The sequence below is a fragment of the Erwinia sp. S38 genome, assembly GCF_016624545.1.
Taxonomy (GTDB): Bacteria; Pseudomonadota; Gammaproteobacteria; order Enterobacterales; family Enterobacteriaceae; genus Erwinia; species Erwinia coffeiphila.
Window position 1 is genome coordinate 449,063 of sequence record NZ_JACVTS010000002.1, and the last position, 15,224, is coordinate 464,286.

Annotated in this window: 13 protein-coding genes; 4 read left to right on the forward strand and 9 right to left on the reverse strand. The window is 59.0% G+C overall.

Annotated elements, in window-relative coordinates:
* Nucleotides 1-40 precede the first annotated feature (40 nt).
* The 4 genes from IBT46_RS04360 to IBT46_RS04375 form a co-directional block, all read right to left on the reverse strand.
* Nucleotides 41-2,329 carry a TonB-dependent siderophore receptor gene (locus IBT46_RS04360; RefSeq protein ID WP_200544317.1) on the reverse strand — a complete coding sequence of 763 codons (2,289 nt, stop codon included), beginning with the start codon at nucleotides 2,327-2,329 and terminating at the stop codon, nucleotides 41-43.
* A gap of 258 nt (nucleotides 2,330-2,587) precedes the next feature.
* Entirely contained in the window at nucleotides 2,588-3,847 is a 1,260-nt protein-coding gene (locus IBT46_RS04365; protein WP_105591550.1) for a PTS ascorbate transporter subunit IIC, read from the reverse strand.
* 12 nt (nucleotides 3,848-3,859) lie between these two features.
* Entirely contained in the window at nucleotides 3,860-4,147 is a 288-nt protein-coding gene (locus IBT46_RS04370; protein WP_105591549.1) for a PTS sugar transporter subunit IIB, read from the reverse strand.
* A gap of 19 nt (nucleotides 4,148-4,166) precedes the next feature.
* Nucleotides 4,167-4,610 (reverse strand): PTS sugar transporter subunit IIA, encoded by a 444-nt coding sequence (locus IBT46_RS04375; RefSeq protein WP_200544319.1) that lies wholly within the window; start codon nucleotides 4,608-4,610, stop codon nucleotides 4,167-4,169.
* A 229-nt stretch (nucleotides 4,611-4,839) separates the two neighbouring features.
* Between IBT46_RS04375 and IBT46_RS04380 the strand changes: the two genes are divergently transcribed.
* From IBT46_RS04380 to IBT46_RS04395, 4 genes are all read left to right on the forward strand, one after another.
* On the forward strand, nucleotides 4,840-6,030 hold the full coding sequence (locus tag IBT46_RS04380; protein ID WP_200544321.1) for a LacI family DNA-binding transcriptional regulator: 1,191 nt from the start codon (nucleotides 4,840-4,842) through the stop codon (nucleotides 6,028-6,030).
* Nucleotides 6,031-6,119: 89 nt separating this feature from the next.
* Nucleotides 6,120-7,577 (forward strand): AMP nucleosidase, encoded by a 1,458-nt coding sequence (locus tag IBT46_RS04385; RefSeq protein WP_200544323.1) that lies wholly within the window; start codon nucleotides 6,120-6,122, stop codon nucleotides 7,575-7,577.
* Between the two features lie 284 nt (nucleotides 7,578-7,861).
* Nucleotides 7,862-8,917 (forward strand): 2,3-butanediol dehydrogenase, encoded by a 1,056-nt coding sequence (locus tag IBT46_RS04390; RefSeq protein WP_200544325.1) that lies wholly within the window; start codon nucleotides 7,862-7,864, stop codon nucleotides 8,915-8,917.
* 161 nt (nucleotides 8,918-9,078) lie between these two features.
* Complete coding sequence (locus IBT46_RS04395; protein ID WP_200544327.1) at nucleotides 9,079-9,435, forward strand: hypothetical protein; 357 nt, start codon at nucleotides 9,079-9,081, stop codon at nucleotides 9,433-9,435.
* Here IBT46_RS04395 and IBT46_RS04400 read toward each other — a convergent pair.
* From IBT46_RS04400 to IBT46_RS04420, 5 genes are read right to left on the reverse strand one after another with little or no spacing between them, the layout of a single operon-like run.
* Entirely contained in the window at nucleotides 9,432-10,205 is a 774-nt protein-coding gene (locus IBT46_RS04400) for a lipoate--protein ligase family protein (RefSeq protein WP_200544329.1), read from the reverse strand. The genes IBT46_RS04395 and IBT46_RS04400 overlap by 4 nt on opposite strands.
* Nucleotides 10,206-10,214: 9 nt before the next feature.
* The gene (locus tag IBT46_RS04405) at nucleotides 10,215-11,327 is read right to left on the reverse strand and encodes an acetoin dehydrogenase dihydrolipoyllysine-residue acetyltransferase subunit (RefSeq protein ID WP_200544331.1); all 1,113 of its coding nucleotides are present in this window, start codon (nucleotides 11,325-11,327) and stop codon (nucleotides 10,215-10,217) included.
* Nucleotides 11,327-12,346 (reverse strand): alpha-ketoacid dehydrogenase subunit beta, encoded by a 1,020-nt coding sequence (locus tag IBT46_RS04410; protein WP_200544333.1) that lies wholly within the window; start codon nucleotides 12,344-12,346, stop codon nucleotides 11,327-11,329. The genes IBT46_RS04405 and IBT46_RS04410 overlap by 1 nt, the downstream gene beginning before the upstream one ends.
* Nucleotides 12,347-12,356: 10 nt before the next feature.
* A complete protein-coding gene (locus tag IBT46_RS04415) occupies nucleotides 12,357-13,355 on the reverse strand; it encodes a thiamine pyrophosphate-dependent dehydrogenase E1 component subunit alpha (RefSeq protein WP_200544334.1) in 999 nt (332 codons plus the stop codon).
* Nucleotides 13,356-13,396: 41 nt separating this feature from the next.
* Nucleotides 13,397-14,431, reverse strand: a complete 1,035-nt coding sequence (locus IBT46_RS04420) for an ATP-NAD kinase family protein (RefSeq protein WP_200544336.1) — start codon at nucleotides 14,429-14,431, stop codon at nucleotides 13,397-13,399.
* Between the last annotated feature and the right edge of the window lie 793 nt (nucleotides 14,432-15,224).

The following is a 15,224-nucleotide window of genomic DNA, read 5'->3' on the forward strand; positions in this document are numbered from 1 at the left end:
AAGCACGCGGTGCCCGGATGAGGACGCCGCGTGCGGTGCGTCAGAAGTGCAGGCCCAGCTGCATATAGTAAGTCCGGCCCGATTCGTTATAGGTACGTGCCCCGGCGCCATAGGCGTAGGTGCCGTTCGCCCCGGAGGTTAACGCATTACCTTCACGGAAGTGCCGCTTGTCGAACAGATTATCCACCCCGGCGGTGACGTCCACCGCTTTATTCACGCTGTACACCGCGCTCATGCCCAACACCGCATAGGGTGACACCTGCCATTTTTCACTGCCTGAGGTGGCTTCACCCTGCGAGTTATATTGCTGCGGTTTCTGCCTGCCGTACCAGGTCAACGTCCCCTGTAACGACAGGTCGTTAGTCGCCTGCCAGTCCAGCGTCGAATTAATGGTGTATTTCGGAATGATTGACAGGTAATCGCCGGTGGTTTTGTTTTTATTTTCGATGATATAGGTGAAATTGTTATTCATCTTCAGGCTGTCGCTAATCGGGAAGTTCAGCGTTCCCTCCAGCCCCTGCACCAGCGCGTCGGGCACGTTTTCCCATTTATAGACGTTAGAGGTGCCGTTGAAATAATCCGCCGTGTAGCCCGCCTCGATCTTGTTGTGGTAGTCATTGCGATACCAGGTCAGTCCGGCCTGTACGTCGTCATGGTGATACTCAATGCCGATCTCTTTGTTGACGCTGGTTTCCGCCTTCAGATCGCGGTTGCCCTGCAGATAGCAGCTGGTGGTGCTGGCGTAGCAGCCGTTACCGCTGCTGTAGAGCAGATAGTTGGGGTTAGTCTGGTACAGGTTTGGGGCTTTCCAGGCGCGGGCGATCCCCAGCTTGAGGGTAAAGTCATCGCCCAGCTCCTGCGACAGGTTCAGCGACGGGCTGAGGTTGCTGCCGGTAACCGACTGATAGTTATAACGCAGTCCCGGCGTCAGGCGGGTTGAATCGGTCAGATCGATATTATCTTCACTGTAGACGCCATAGATATCCGCCGAGCTGTAGCTGCTGCGGTCGGTACTGGACACGCCGTTGACCTCAGAAGTGGTGGTCACAATATTGGAAGTGGGATCTTTCATCGTCTGATGATTCATTTCGGCCCCGAAGGTCACGGTCTGACTGACGCCGAAATCAAACGGAATATTTACCTCGGAGTGCAGGTTGGTATCGTTCAGATTGATGGTGGAGAACCCTTCGCTGGTGGTGCTGAACAGCCCCTCCAGCCCGCCGGACAACCCTTCATTCAGGCGGGTATTGCGCGTTTTCTCAAACTGAACGTAGTTACTGGTGGTAACGCCGTTATCCCAGGCTCCGGTGTATTTCAGCGCCAGCGTCTGGCGATAGATGATATTGGTTTCCTTGCCGTAGTTGGCTTTCACCAGCGTGCTGCTGTTGGTGTTTTGCGTATCCCCGGCGTAAAGGTTGCCCTGACGGCTGAACCCGGCATCCAGCTCCAGCGCCTGCCTCGGCAGAAATTCCCAGCGCAGCACGCCGTTGATGTTTTTATTGATCGCGCCTTCGCGCCCCGCTGGCACCATCCCGGCATATTTGCCGCTGCGTTCCGCCGTATGACCGTCGTTAATATTCTGCCCGTCGGCCTGGGTTTTGCTCCAGTTACCGTATATGCGCATCGTCAGATTATCCGCCAGCGCGCCGCTCAGATTGGCGTTATAGCGGTGGGTAGCCCCTTCTGATTTATGCTCGGGAACGTTGTAATAGCTGTTAAAACTGCCGTGCCAGTCGTTGCCCGCCGGTTTGGTAATGATATTCACCACCCCGCCCATCGCGCCGTTTCCGTACAGCGCCGCCGCCGGTCCACGGATCACTTCAATACGATCGATCATTTCTGGCGGCACCCAGTTGCTATCGCCCCGAGTATCGCGCTCGCCGCGCCAGCCGTAGCGCACCGAGTTGCGGCTGCTGACCGGCATGCCGTCGATCAGGATCAGCGTGTTCTCCGGTCCCATGCCGCGAATATCGATCTGACGGTTATTACCACGCTGGCCGCTGCTGGAGTTTCCGGTAAGGTTGACCCCGGGCATGGTGCGTATCAGCTCAGAGACATCGCGCTGGATGGGATGCTTTTTGATCGCCTCGCTGTCGATAATCGACACGCCGGGTGCCTGTAGCGTTTGCTCTCTGGCTGTCACCACCAGGGTGTTATCGCCCTGGCTGCTCTCCTCACCAATGGTTAGCTTGTCTTCTTTATTGGTCGAGTCTTTCTGGTTCCGATCCGGCGTTTTTTCAGCGGTGGATTGCTCAGCCTGTACCGCAGGCACGGCAATAGCGAGGGCAACAAGCGAGCTTAACAGCGAAAACTTCAGGGATTTTTTCATAGTGACGTGTCTTACAAACGAGCGAGGAAGGAAAAGGGAGCAATTAATCTAATGAGAATGATTATTGATTTCAATAAAAGATGTGATTTTTTGTGGGATATTGTTTAGCAATGTGAATGTATCATTACTGACTGAAAAAATAACGTCGCGTGATCGGCAGCGTGCGGGCCTTGCTGACCGGCAGCCGCAGAAATGAGCATAAAAAAAGAGGCGAAGATAACTTCGCCTCTTTTTCGGTCAGTCTGGCACTGATAGCGATTAGCGCACAATCAGCCCTAACAGGATACCAACCGCACCAAAGTCAGAGTCGCTGAAGGTGGTGTTGGCCAGGCCGATGCTGCCCAGTACCGGCAGCAGGAACACCGGGATAAAGGTGATCAGCAGACCGTTAGTGAAGGCACCGAGGATTGCACCACGACGGCCGCCAGTGGCGTTACCGAACACGCCCGCTGCGGCACCGACGAAGAAGTGCGGCACCACGCCCGGAATAATCACCGTCATGTTCAGCGCATACAGCAGGAACATGCCCAGAACACCGGCTACGAAGCTGCTGAGGAAGCCAACCAGCACCGCGTTTGGCGCGTAAGGGAACACCACCGGGCAGTCGAGCGCCGGTTTGGCATTTGGCACCAGCTTGTCGGAGATGCCTTTGAACGCCGGAACGATTTCGGCAATCACCATACGCACGCCCTGCAGAACGATATACACACCGGCGGCGAAGGTAATCGACTGCATCAGGGAGAACATGAACCAGTTTTTACCCCCGGCGTTCATCTCTTTCACCGCCGACGGACCGGCCACCAGACAGGTGAAAATAAAGATAAAGAACATGGTGAAGGCAATAGCAACCGGGGTGTCGCGCAGGAACAGCAGGCTTTTCGGGACCTGCATGTCCTCGGTGGACTTCTCTTTATTACCGAACTTGCTGCCGATAAACGCGGACAGCAGCTGGGAGATTGAGGAGAAGTGGCCGAAAGCAACATCGTCCGAACCGGTGACTTTTTTCATGTACGGATGAATAATCGCCGGGAAGAACACCATCGAAACGCCCACCACCAGCGAACCGACCGCAATCAGGCTGGCACCGCGCATGCCGGCGGTAGACAGGATCACTGCCACCATCATCGACATAAACAGCGTGTGGTGACCGGTCAGGAAGATATATTTCCACGGGGTAAAGCGGGCAATCGCGATGTTAATCACCATGGCGAAGAACATAATCATCGCCATCTCTGTACCGAAGCTTTTCTGCGCCACGGCCACAATCGCTTCGTTGTTCGGCACCACGCCCGGAATACCGAAGGCATGATGGAAGATCGCCGCAAAATCACCCAGCGAAGAAACAATCAGCCCGGCACCGGCACCGAGGATCAGGAAGCCCATCACGGTTTTCACCGTTCCCTTGATCACTTCAGTTGCGGGTTTCTTCTGTGCAACCAAACCAATCAGCGCAATCAGGCCAACCAGTATCGACGGCTCGGAGAGCACGTCACTCATTAAGAAACGGAAGAATTCCATTATGGCTCCTGATTATAACGCGCCGAGTTCCGACAGCGCGGCGGAGATACGCTCTTTCATCGCCGCTTTGTCTACCATGTTTTGCAGAGAGACGATTTTGCCGCCCACCTGCTGTGCAATCAGCTGCTCAGCAATATCGCTGGTGCCAACAAAGATATCGCTGGCGGTGCCTTTTGCTGAACCCAGGTCCACGTGATCGACTTCCGCCGCAACGCCCAGATCCTTCACGATATTTTTAATGCTCATTTCCATCATCAGGCTGGTGCCCAGGCCATTGCCGCATACCACGGTAATTTTCATTTGTTGTTCCTCTGGTCGTTTAATAACGTGAAATAATGGATAAAATCTGTTCAACGCGGGTGGCAGCCATCAGCGCGTCGGTATCTTCAGGCGTGTCAAACAGCCCGGCGAGCGCGGTGATAATGCCGATATGGCTGTTGCTGTCGGTCGCCGCCAGCACAAACAGCAGCTTCACCGGGTCATTACCCTCGGAATCAAAGTTCACGCCCTGCTGCACCAGCGTCAGGCTGATGCCCAGTTTATTCGCGCCTTCTTCCGGGCGAGCGTGGGGCATGGCAATACCGGGGCCAACGACATAGTACGGGCCAATCGCTTCATGCGAACGGTAGATAGCCTCAACATAGCGGGCTTCGATCGTACCGTTGTCACGTAATGGCTGGCAGGACAGCGCAACTGCGTGACGCCAGTCTTCACAGGCTGGTACAATCTGCACAACGTCAGCAGTCAGGAGTTCTTTCAACATTTATCAGTCACCTCTCTCTTTTCGCCCGAGCAGAGTAGTGTCGAACCGCCTGGAATAATGTGATAGAGATCTAAAAAGTTAACGCTAACTGTTAAAGCTATCAGTAACTGTGATCGGCATATCATTTGCTGGTTAACCAGTTGTTGTCTTTTATCCGGAACGGCACACTGTCAGCAGGGTAAATCATTGCGCGGCAGCGCCGCGTAACAGAGCGTTCAGGAGAACCAGGATGCGAAAGCGTCGTAGTAGTGGTCGCGTGACGCTACAGGATGTTGCTGACTATGTTGGCGTTGGCGTTATGACGGTGTCGCGAGTGATGCGCACGCCGGAGCTGGTGTCAGACAAAGTCCGCAGTGAAGTTGAAAAAGCCGCCCGCGCACTGGGTTATGAAGCCAGCGCGCCCGCCGCCGAGCTGGCCGCCACTCCGCAGCAGCGCGTCACCCTACAGGACGTGGCCCGCCACGCCGGGGTTGGGCAGATGACCGCATCGCGCGCGCTGCGTGACCCGTCGCAGGTCTCTGAAGCCTCATTGAGGAAAGTGGAACAGGCGGTGCGCGAGCTGGGCTACGTAACCAACCAGGCCGCCGCCGCGCTGGCTTCCCAGCAGTCGCATACCGTAGCGGTGCTCTATCCTTTTCAGCACGATCGTGCCAGCACCCGCTTCGTGCAGGCGCTACAGCACACCCTCAGCAATCAGCCGTTTCAGCTGATCATGGCCTGCCACGAATATCATCAGTACGGCGAAACGCCGCTGGTGGAAAAACTGCTGCAGCACCGCCCTTCCGCGCTGGTGCTGTTCGCCGCCCAGCTGTCACCGAAAACCTGCGAGATGCTGGAGTCATCGGAAGTGGTGACGGTCAACGTCTGCGGAGCCGGGCAGTTTTCCGCCGATCTGACGCTGAATATTGCCTTCAGCGACGCCGCCGAACGGCTGACCCGCACGCTGCTGGAAAAAGGCTATCGCCGCATTGCCTTTATCGGCGCGCAGACCGATAACCGCCTGCATAAGCAGCAGCTGAACGGCTGGCACAGAGCGATGCTGGCGCACTACCAGAACGCCGACCTGATGATCACCGTGCCGGATGCACCGAGCCTGCAGTTTGGCCGCTTTGCGCTCGGTCAGCTGCTGCAAAACCAGCCGGATCTGGACGCGATTATTTGCAGCCACGAAGAGATCGCCATCGGCGTGCTGGCCGAATGCCAGCGGCGGCTGCTGAAGGTGCCTTACGATATGGCGGTGGCCTGCCTGGACGGTTCGACCGACTGCGATCACACCTTCCCGTCGCTGACCTCGATGCGGCTGAACTATGAAAAACTCGGTCAGCAGGTAGGACAGCGGCTGATGGCGATGCTCGACGACGCCCCGCAGCCGCTGGAAGAACAGATTAAATTTGCCTTCGAGCCGGGTGACAGCAGCTGAGAAGAATAAATAATTCCGGCATCCCCTCCTTTTGTCGTTATCTTCAGTTAGGCTGTTGGCAATACGGGAAAACGATGTAAGGAGATTGAATGACTTATTCTCAGAACCAGTCGCTGTCGGTTACCGAAGCGCTGGACAAGCTGGAAGCGCAGTACGATGCCGCCGTCGCCGCCCTGCGCGATGCCATTACTGCCTTTATTGCCGACGGCAGCCTGCCGGACGCCGCAGCCCGCGCCAGCGGGCTGTTTGTTTATCCGCAGCTGCGCGTCAGCTGGGACGGCGTGGCCCCCAGCCAGCGTCTGATTCGCGCCTTTGGCCGCTTTACCCGCGCCGGATGCTACAGTACTACCGTCACCCGCCCGGCGCTGGCCCGCCACTATCTGAGCGAGCAGCTGGAGCTGCTGAGCAGCGAATACAGCGTATCCATTGAGGTACTGCCGTCGCAGCAGGAGATCCCCTTCCCTTACGTGATTGACGGCTCCGGCCTGGCACTGGATCGCAGCATGAGCGCGGGTATTGCCCAGCACTTCCCGACCACCGAACTGTCGCAGATTGGCGATGAAAACGCCGACGGCCTGCTGGCTATAGGTGAAACCTTCCCGCTGTCGCACTTCGATGCGCTGCGCACCGACTTTTCGCTGGCGCGCCTACGCCACTACACCGGCACGCCGGTCGAGGATTTCCAGCCCTACGTGCTGTTTACCAACTACACCCGCTACGTTGATGAATTCGTGCTGTGGGCCTGCGAGCAGATCGCCGATCCCGAATCGCCGTATCAGGCGCTGTCCTGCGCCGGTGGCATCACCATCACCCACGATACGCCGCACCCGGAGCAGACCGTTTCCGATCTGGCCTGGAAAAAGCACCAGATGCCCGCCTGGCATCTGATCGCCAAAAACGGCCAGGGGATCACCCTGGTGAATATTGGCGTTGGTCCGTCGAATGCCAAAACCATCTGCGATCACCTGGCGGTTCTGCGTCCGCACGCCTGGCTGATGATTGGCCACTGTGGTGGGCTGCGCGAAAGCCAGACCATCGGCGACTACGTGCTGGCGCACGCCTATCTGCGCGACGATCACGTGCTGGATGCGGTGCTGCCGCCGGATATCCCGATCCCGAGCATTGCCGAAGTGCAGCGCGCGCTGTACGACGCCACCAAGCTGGTCAGCGGCATGCCGGGCGAAGAGGTCAAGCAGCGGCTGCGTACCGGTACGGTGGTGACCACCGACGATCGCAACTGGGAGCTGCGCTATTCAGCCTCCGCGCTGCGCTTTAACCTCAGCCGCGCGGTGGCAGTGGATATGGAAAGTGCGACCATTGCCGCGCAGGGCTATCGCTTCCGCGTGCCGTACGGCACGCTGCTGTGCGTCTCCGATAAGCCGCTGCACGGGGAGATTAAGCTGCCTGGCCAGGCGAACCGCTTCTACGAAGGAGCGATTTCCGAGCATCTGCAAATCGGTATCCGCGCGATCGATCTGCTGCGCGCCGAGGGCGATCGCCTGCACTCACGCAAGCTGCGTACCTTTAACGAACCGCCGTTCCGTTAAGCATTAGCCGGGCGTCTGCCCGGTGCGATTAAAGGCTGGAGAGTGAATCGTGCTCTCCGCCTTCCTCTGAAGACGTTACACCTGTAACGGTGCACCTGTTACACCCGTCCATATCGTTACACCCACAACGCCACAGCATCACTTTTAACGTGATGAATTTTATGATTTTTATTTTAATCATATTTTTTGGCACGCCTTTCGCATTCTCCAGCGCGAGTACCTGCTCCGGCCCTGCTGACACCACGGCAATGGACAGGTTTAAAGCCAATCTCAGGGGAATAACTATGAAAGCAGCACGTTGGTATCAGGCTCGCGACATCCGTATTGATGATATTGAGGAACCGACGGTTTCCGCAGGGAAGGTAAAAATCAAAGTCGCGTGGACCGGGATCTGCGGCAGCGATCTGCACGAATATCTTGCCGGCCCGATTTTTGTGCCGGTAGAAAAGCCGCATAAAATCAGCGGCGATATCGCACCTATCGTGATGGGCCATGAATTTTCGGGTGAAGTGGTAGAAGTGGGCAGCGGCGTTACCAAATTCAAAGCCGGTGACCGCGTGGTGGTTGAGCCGATCCTCTCCTGTCAGGAGTGCGAAGCCTGCCGCGAAGGCAAATACAACCTGTGTGGCGATCTGGGCTTCCACGGCCTGTCCGGCGGCGGCGGTGGTTTCTCCTCCTTCACCGTGGTTGCTGAGCACATGGTTCACCGTATGCCAGACGCCCTTTCCTACGAGCAGGGTGCACTGGTTGAGCCTGCGGCCGTTGCGCTGCACGCGGTGCGCATGAGCAAGCTGAAAGCCGGTGATAAAGCGGTGGTGTTCGGCGCGGGTCCGATTGGCCTGCTGGTGATCGAAGCGCTGCGCGCAGCCGGTGCGGCAGAGATCTACGTGGTTGAGCTGTCGCCGCAGCGTTCAGAGAAAGCGCGCGAGCTGGGCGCACGTCTGGTTATCGATCCGAGCAAAGAAGATGCGGTTGCCCGCATCCGCGAGCTGACCAACGGCGGCGTGGACGTGTCGTTCGAAGTGACCGGCGTGCCGGTGGTGCTGAAGCAGTGTATCGACAGCACCCGCTACGAAGGCGAAACCATTATTGTGTCTATCTGGGAAGGCGAAGCGTCATTCCATCCGAACAAGGTGGTGCTGGCCGAGCGCAACATTAAGGGCATTATCGCCTACCGTCATATTTTCCCGGCGGTGATGGATCTGATGACTCAGGGTTATTTCCAGGCGGACAAGCTGGTGACCAAGCGTATCGATTTGGCCGATCTGGTTGAGCAAGGTTTTGATGCGCTGGTGAAAGAAAAGCAGCAGGTTAAGATTCTGGTGCGTCCACCGCAGTAAATTTTTGTTAGTCCACCGTTTGGTGGGTTGAAGAGCTGATAAAGCCACTGTCATTGCGACGGTGGCTTTTTTTATGTGGTAAGGCTGTGGGTGGGTAGACAGTCTGTGCGGTTGGCGGCCGTGTGGGATTCGCGTTGATATTGCTGGTCGGGAGGTAGTCTGTGCGGCAAACTATTGGCTGTTTTCACGGAGAAAAGCCAAAAGCATCACTCATTCAGCTCTCAGCAGGCGACACCCGTATCAAAGCGCAGACCGGCGGGTCCCGCGATCGGGCAATCCACAGCGCTGAACGCAGTAAGGAAGCCAGGATTCACCCGCATGGACGCGGGGGAAAGCCACAGCCGGGCCAGGACGGCCCGTCTGTGGCGGTCCGACAGGCTGACGCACGAAGTGAAGGCACCGCAGCGCGGCGCGAGGACCGCCCGACCGCGGGACCCGCCGGTCAGCGCGATCCCCGCTCCACCAGCGAACCAGCAACCCAGCAACCCAGCAACCCAGCAACCGATTATTACCCCTAACGCTGCCGCGGAACACCCGCGCGACCAATCGCCGCCAGCAGCGCATCCACCATCTCCTCGCGCAAATACATATCCGCATCCGACAGCATCTGCGCCACACTCACCGTCTTCGACGCCTGATAAAAACGCCCGCTGCCCAGCGCCGCTTCAAACCGATTGGCATACTGATGCGCCTGCGCCAAATCCACATCCACCAGCAGCACCGCATGCGCCAGCACCACATGACAACGCGGCCCGTCGACGGGCTGATTCGCCACCGACTGCCAGTACTGCGCCGTACCGGCAATCTTACGAGCAGCATCGCCCTCGCCGCAGGCCAGATTGTACCGCCCATCGCAGAACGACCCTTCCACCGCCTGCCAACCGGTCGGCACACCCAAATCCAGCAGCGCATCGCTCAGCATATCGCAGAGATGTTCGTACACCCCCTCCGCCGCCTCGCCCAGCGTGCGCCACATCGGATAGGCCAGACTGATGTTGATAATCCCCGGCCCCTGCGGCACCAGCCCGCCGCCGGACTTGCGCAAAAACACCGGGCAACCGGCATCAGCAAACTGCGCCCTCACCTCATCCAGCCCGGTGAAGCGCTTATAGCTGCCCGGTACTACCAGCGACGGCGGCGAATGCCACAGCAGCGCCACCGCTTCACCAGCCGCAGCGCGGGCGTACAGCCCGGCCTCGGCCAGCGTCGGATCGGCGCAAAACATCAGCCGTGGGGAAAGCAGAGAAAACGAGCCGCCGAAATCGGCGGCCGGGGAAGCATCCTTCATCTGGTACCTTTATTCACTACCCGTATGCTGCTGTAACAGCCGGTTCACCTCCGCCGCTTTCTCCATCTGCGGCATATGCCCGGCCCCGCTAATCCGCTCGACCCGACTGCCCGCTGGGGCATTATCGGCATGCTGCGCCGGGATAATCGCATCGTCTTCACCCCATATCAGCAGCAGCGGCGCGCCGCCGTTGAGCTGCTGACCCGGCTGTGAAGACTGCTTCCCGCCAGCGAACAGGCTGTCCTGCAGCTGTTGCAGACAATCGCTGACGCCATCAAGCCGCTTGTATTTAAGCAAATCATCCAGCATCTGGCGACTGACTAATTCCGTATCGGCAAACAGTAATTCCACAACCGGTTTGAGATCGCGCCGCGACTGGGCATCAATAAAGCCTTGAGTGTAGGCTTCATTCACCTCTTCACCAAAGCCACCGCTGCCGATCAGCGACAGCGAACGTACGCGCTGCGGCGCATCCAGCGCCAGCTGTGCAGCAATCGCACCGCCGAGCGAATGCCCGACCAGATGTGCGGCGGGCAGGTCCAGCACCTGCATAAAGTCAGCGACAAACGCCGCCAGATCGCTCAGGCTGCTGCCGGTCAGCCGGGTTTCCGTCTGGCCGTGCGCGGGTAGATCCAGCGCCACCACCGTCGATTCCGGGAAGGCATCGAGGTTGAACAGCCAGTTATTCAAATCGCCGCCGAAGCCGTGAATAAACAGCACCGTCTTATCACCTTCCCCCTGGCGGATGTAGCGCACCCGCAGGCCGTTTACCTCAATATAACGGTCGGATGAAACCTGCTCGTCTTCGTCATCATCCGCCGCCGGAACCACCCAGCCTGCAATAAACGCGTCGATCTGCGCATCGCTGACCGCCTCCGGTGCCATTACGCCGAGCAGCGCCTTCACCGGCAGCACGTCGCCCTCTTCCGCCACCTTGCGCCGCAGAATACCGGCATCGGTGGCCTCGACCGCGTTGGCGATTTTATCGGTTTCCACGTTAAGAATCGGCATACCGGTGACGATCTCATCGCCCTCCTCCACCAGCCACTCGTTAACCGTACCTTCGCGCATCGACAGCCCCCACTTGGGCATCACCACCGGGGTAATTGTTGTTTCGCTCATCACTGTTTTCCTCTGTAGCCCAGGGTACGTTTCACCGCTTCAATAATCCGCTCTGCGCTGGGGAGGTAGCGATCCTCCAGCGAGGGCGAGAACGGCACCGGCGTATGCGGCGCGCAGACCATCTCGATCGGCGCTTTCAGCGCGCTAAATGCCTGCTGGCTCACCAGCGCGGAGATATCGGTGGCGATATTGCAGCGCGGATGGGCTTCATCCACCACCACCAGCCGCCCGGTGTTTTCCACCGTTTCAATCACCGTATCGACATCCAGCGGCGACAGCGACCGCAGATCCACCACTTCCACGTCGATGCCCTGTTTCGCCAGCTGCTGTGCCGCATCCAGCGCACGGTGCACCATCAGGCCGTAGGTGATAATCGATACGTCGCTGCCATCGCGCACGATGCTGGCTTCGCCAAACGGAATGGCATAGGGTTTTTCCGGCACTTCGCCTTCCAGCCCGTAGAGGTTTTTATGCTCACAGAAGATCACCGGATCGTTATCGCGAATGGCCTGAATCAGCATGCCTTTGGTGTCATAGGGCGTGCTCGGGCAGACCACTTTCAGGCCGGGAATATGGGTAAAGATCGGCGTCAGCATCTGCGAGTGCTGAGCAGCAGCGCGGAATCCGGCCCCGACCATTGCGCGGATCACTACCGGGGTTTCGGCCTTGCCGCCGAACATATAGCGGAACTTGGCCGCCTGGTTGAAGATCTGATCAAAGCAGACGCCCATAAAATCGATAAACATCAGCTCGGCAATAGGACGCATGCCGCAGGCCGCCGCGCCCACCGCCGCGCCCACATAGGCCGATTCCGACAGCGGCGTATCCAGCAGCCGGTCGCCGTGTTTGGCATACAGCCCCTTGGTCACCCCCAGCACGCCGCCCCAGGCATCTTTTTCGCCGTCGCCGCCCATGCCGCCGACGATATCCTCACCCAGCATAATCACGCTCGGATCGCGAGCCATTTCCTGATCGATCGCTTCGTTGATTGCCATTTTCATGCTTAATTTACGCGCCATGATCGAACCCTCAGTAGCTTACATAGACATCGGATAACAGGTCGTCAGCATCCGGTTCCGGTGCCGCTTTCGCTTCCTGAACCGCCTGCTCAATCAGCGCGGCCACCTCGCGGTCAACGTCGTTAAACGCCGCCGCACTGACCACGCCAGCGCCCTCCACCTGCGCGCGAAACAGCTTGAGGCAGTCCTGATTCGCGCGGATATACTCCAGCTCGTCGCGCCCGCGATAGGTCTGCGCATCACCTTCAAAGTGGCCGTAGAAACGGACCATTTTGCACTCCAGCAGCGCGGGGCCGCCGCCTTCCCGCGCGCGGCGGATCAGCTCTCCGGCAGTTTCATACACCGCAAAGAAGTCTGTGCCGTCGACGGTGACGCCCGGCAGCCCAAAGCCCGCCGCGCGGTCAACGTAGCTGTCCACCGCCGTGGCATAGCTGCGCGACGTGGCTTCGGCATAGCCGTTGTTTTCAATCACGAAGATCACCGGCAGATTCCACACCGCCGCCAGATTCAGGCTTTCAAGCAAGGTGCCCTGGTTGGCCGCGCCGTCCCCGGCGAAGGTGATGCCAATTTCGCCCTTACCGCGAAATTTCGCCGCCAGCGCAGCGCCGCAGACCAGCGGTGCCCCCGCGCCCAGGATGCCGTTGGCGCCCATCATGCCCTTGCTGAGATCGGCGATATGCATCGATCCGCCCTTGCCGTTGCAGGCACCGCCGGTTTTACCGTAGATCTCCTTCATCATCGCAATGACGTCCACGCCCTTGGCGATGCAATGCCCGTGGCCGCGGTGAGTACTGGCGATGCGATCGCCGTCGCCCAGATGCGAGAGAATGCCCACGGCGGTGGCCTCTTCCCCGGCGTAGAGATGGACGAAGCCGGGAATGTCGCCGCGCGAGAAGTCGACGTGCAGGCGCTCTTCGAAATCGCGGATGGTGCGCATACGACGATAAACGTTCAGCAGCTGCTCAGCGCTGAGCTGGCTGCCGGGATTGCTTGCTTCTCTGGTGTTCATAGTGTTCTCCAGATGGTCGGGTGGATACGCATCACGGCCGGTCAGGCACCGTGACGCAGTAATTGAGCCTGGGCGGCGTAGTGCAGGCAGGCATTGATATCGAGCGAGCGGAAGGCGCGCTCGCGCAGGGAGATGATGACGCGCTGCGTCGGGTTGAAGCTGAGTTCGCGCTCACCGTCAACGGCGATCACCCCCTGGCGCAGCAGCGTTGATTGCGGTACGCCGTGCTGCAGGGGCAGCCAGTGGGCGATGTCGACTTCGCTGAGGACACCGGGCGCGACGGGGGCCAGCAGACGGCAGCCGCCGGACCCAAAGGTGATTTGCAGGCCGCCGTTTTCGCGGCGACCCACGGGCTGAAGCAGGCCGCCGATGGCGGACAGCCCCACCGCCTGCGGTTCGGCAAAGCTGAGAAACAGCTGGGAGAGCGCGCCGGTGCTCCATATTGACCGCGCGCCGATAAACTGTTCGCCGGTGATGGCGGCATCGACCAGCGCGATATCGCGGCGCAGGGTTCCATCGGCTTCGGTGATAACGATGTCGAGCCATTTGTTCCACACCAGCGCTTTTTCTACCGGGATGCGGCCGCTGGCGTAGAGCCCGAGCGCCAGGCCGAGCACCGTCGGTTCGCGCATTTCCGGCCAGGCGTTATTGGTGCCGGTTGAGAGGCCGACGATGGGCACTTCGCCGCAGTGGCGGGCCACGGCGCGATGGGTGCCGTCACCGCCGAGCACGACGATGGCGGCTGCGCCCGCCTGCTGCATCCATTTCGCCGCTTCGAAGGTGTCCTGCACGGTGGCGGTGACCGTGCCGGGCAGCCAGTCCAGCTGCGGCAGTCGCCAGTCCGGGCGCTGGGCCAGTTCACGCAGCAGCAGTGCCCGCAGTCCTTCACGGTCCGGCATCATGCGGACTTCGCCGATACCGCAGGCGGCCAGCGAGGCCATCAGGCGCAGCAGCAGGTTGACGCGTTCCGATAGCGGCAGCGTACCAGCATGGCCGACGACGCGGCGGATGTCGCGGGCGGATACCGGGTTAGCGATGATGCCGACCCAGGGGCGTGGCGCGTGGCTGTGTATCATTTGCGTCTCTCCGTAATCAACTGGCAGAGATAACGCAAGGGTTGTGCCATATATGTAAAATAAAAGTTAAAACATTGTGATTCAGGTGGTTATTAATACGGCGATGGCGTTCGCTGCCTGGAGAGTGTTACAGCTGTCACCTGTTCGGTATGTGGTTGAGTGGACAGGTGTAAAGCGATGGTGAGGGGTTTGTTGCGGTGGGACAGGTGGAAGGTGCTCGGCCATTGATCAGGTAAAGTTGCTATCAAAATTGGGATCGGTTCCCAGCCCTGGCGGCGGCAACCGGGCGGTCCTCGCGCCACGCGTTGCGTGGTGCCTTCGGTTTCAGCTGCTGGCCTGTCGGACCGGCGGAGACGCTACATCCATGTAGCGACCCCGCCTGACGCCAGCGTCCTGCTGGCGTCTCCTGGCCATCCGCTTCCACCTCAGCGCTGCGGATTGCCCTTCAGCCGCCGCCAGGGCTGTGCCCCATTCCGGATTTTTTCGTCGCTTTAAAGGGGCATTCAGCAGACTGGTTTTGCTGTATGGCAATTTGAGTGCTGAACAAAAAAGGAAGCCAGAGTACTAACGTAGGAAGCAGACGCAAACTTAGGTTGGCACAGCATTGGCCGGCATCCGATAACGCAAATCAATGCCAGGAATATCTTTTACCTGAACAGAGCTCTGCAATCACGGCGCTGACGGGGGGCTGCCACGACTGGCAATCCACAGCGCTGAACGGAGAGAGGAAGCCAGGATGCGACCGCAGGACGCGGGCGCAAGGCTCGGTCGGCACACGGATGTGCCGTCTGAG

Excerpts from the sequence above, each read along its gene's own strand:
- IBT46_RS04365 (WP_105591550.1), bottom strand. The coding sequence starts at position 3,847 with ATGGAATTCTTCCGTTTCTTAATGAGTGACGTGCTCTCCGAGCCGTCG.
- IBT46_RS04380 (WP_200544321.1), top strand. The coding sequence starts at position 4,840 with ATGCGAAAGCGTCGTAGTAGTGGTCGCGTGACGCTACAGGATGTTGCT.
- IBT46_RS04370 (WP_105591549.1), bottom strand. The coding sequence starts at position 4,147 with ATGAAAATTACCGTGGTATGCGGCAATGGCCTGGGCACCAGCCTGATG.
- IBT46_RS04385 (WP_200544323.1), top strand. The coding sequence starts at position 6,120 with ATGACTTATTCTCAGAACCAGTCGCTGTCGGTTACCGAAGCGCTGGAC.
- IBT46_RS04415 (WP_200544334.1), bottom strand. The coding sequence starts at position 13,355 with ATGAACACCAGAGAAGCAAGCAATCCCGGCAGCCAGCTCAGCGCTGAG.
- IBT46_RS04400 (WP_200544329.1), bottom strand. The coding sequence starts at position 10,205 with ATGAAGGATGCTTCCCCGGCCGCCGATTTCGGCGGCTCGTTTTCTCTG.
- IBT46_RS04360 (WP_200544317.1), bottom strand. The coding sequence starts at position 2,329 with ATGAAAAAATCCCTGAAGTTTTCGCTGTTAAGCTCGCTTGTTGCCCTC.
- IBT46_RS04410 (WP_200544333.1), bottom strand. The coding sequence starts at position 12,346 with ATGGCGCGTAAATTAAGCATGAAAATGGCAATCAACGAAGCGATCGAT.
- IBT46_RS04420 (WP_200544336.1), bottom strand. The coding sequence starts at position 14,431 with ATGATACACAGCCACGCGCCACGCCCCTGGGTCGGCATCATCGCTAAC.
- IBT46_RS04405 (WP_200544331.1), bottom strand. The coding sequence starts at position 11,327 with ATGAGCGAAACAACAATTACCCCGGTGGTGATGCCCAAGTGGGGGCTG.
- IBT46_RS04390 (WP_200544325.1), top strand. The coding sequence starts at position 7,862 with ATGAAAGCAGCACGTTGGTATCAGGCTCGCGACATCCGTATTGATGAT.
- IBT46_RS04375 (WP_200544319.1), bottom strand. The coding sequence starts at position 4,610 with ATGTTGAAAGAACTCCTGACTGCTGACGTTGTGCAGATTGTACCAGCC.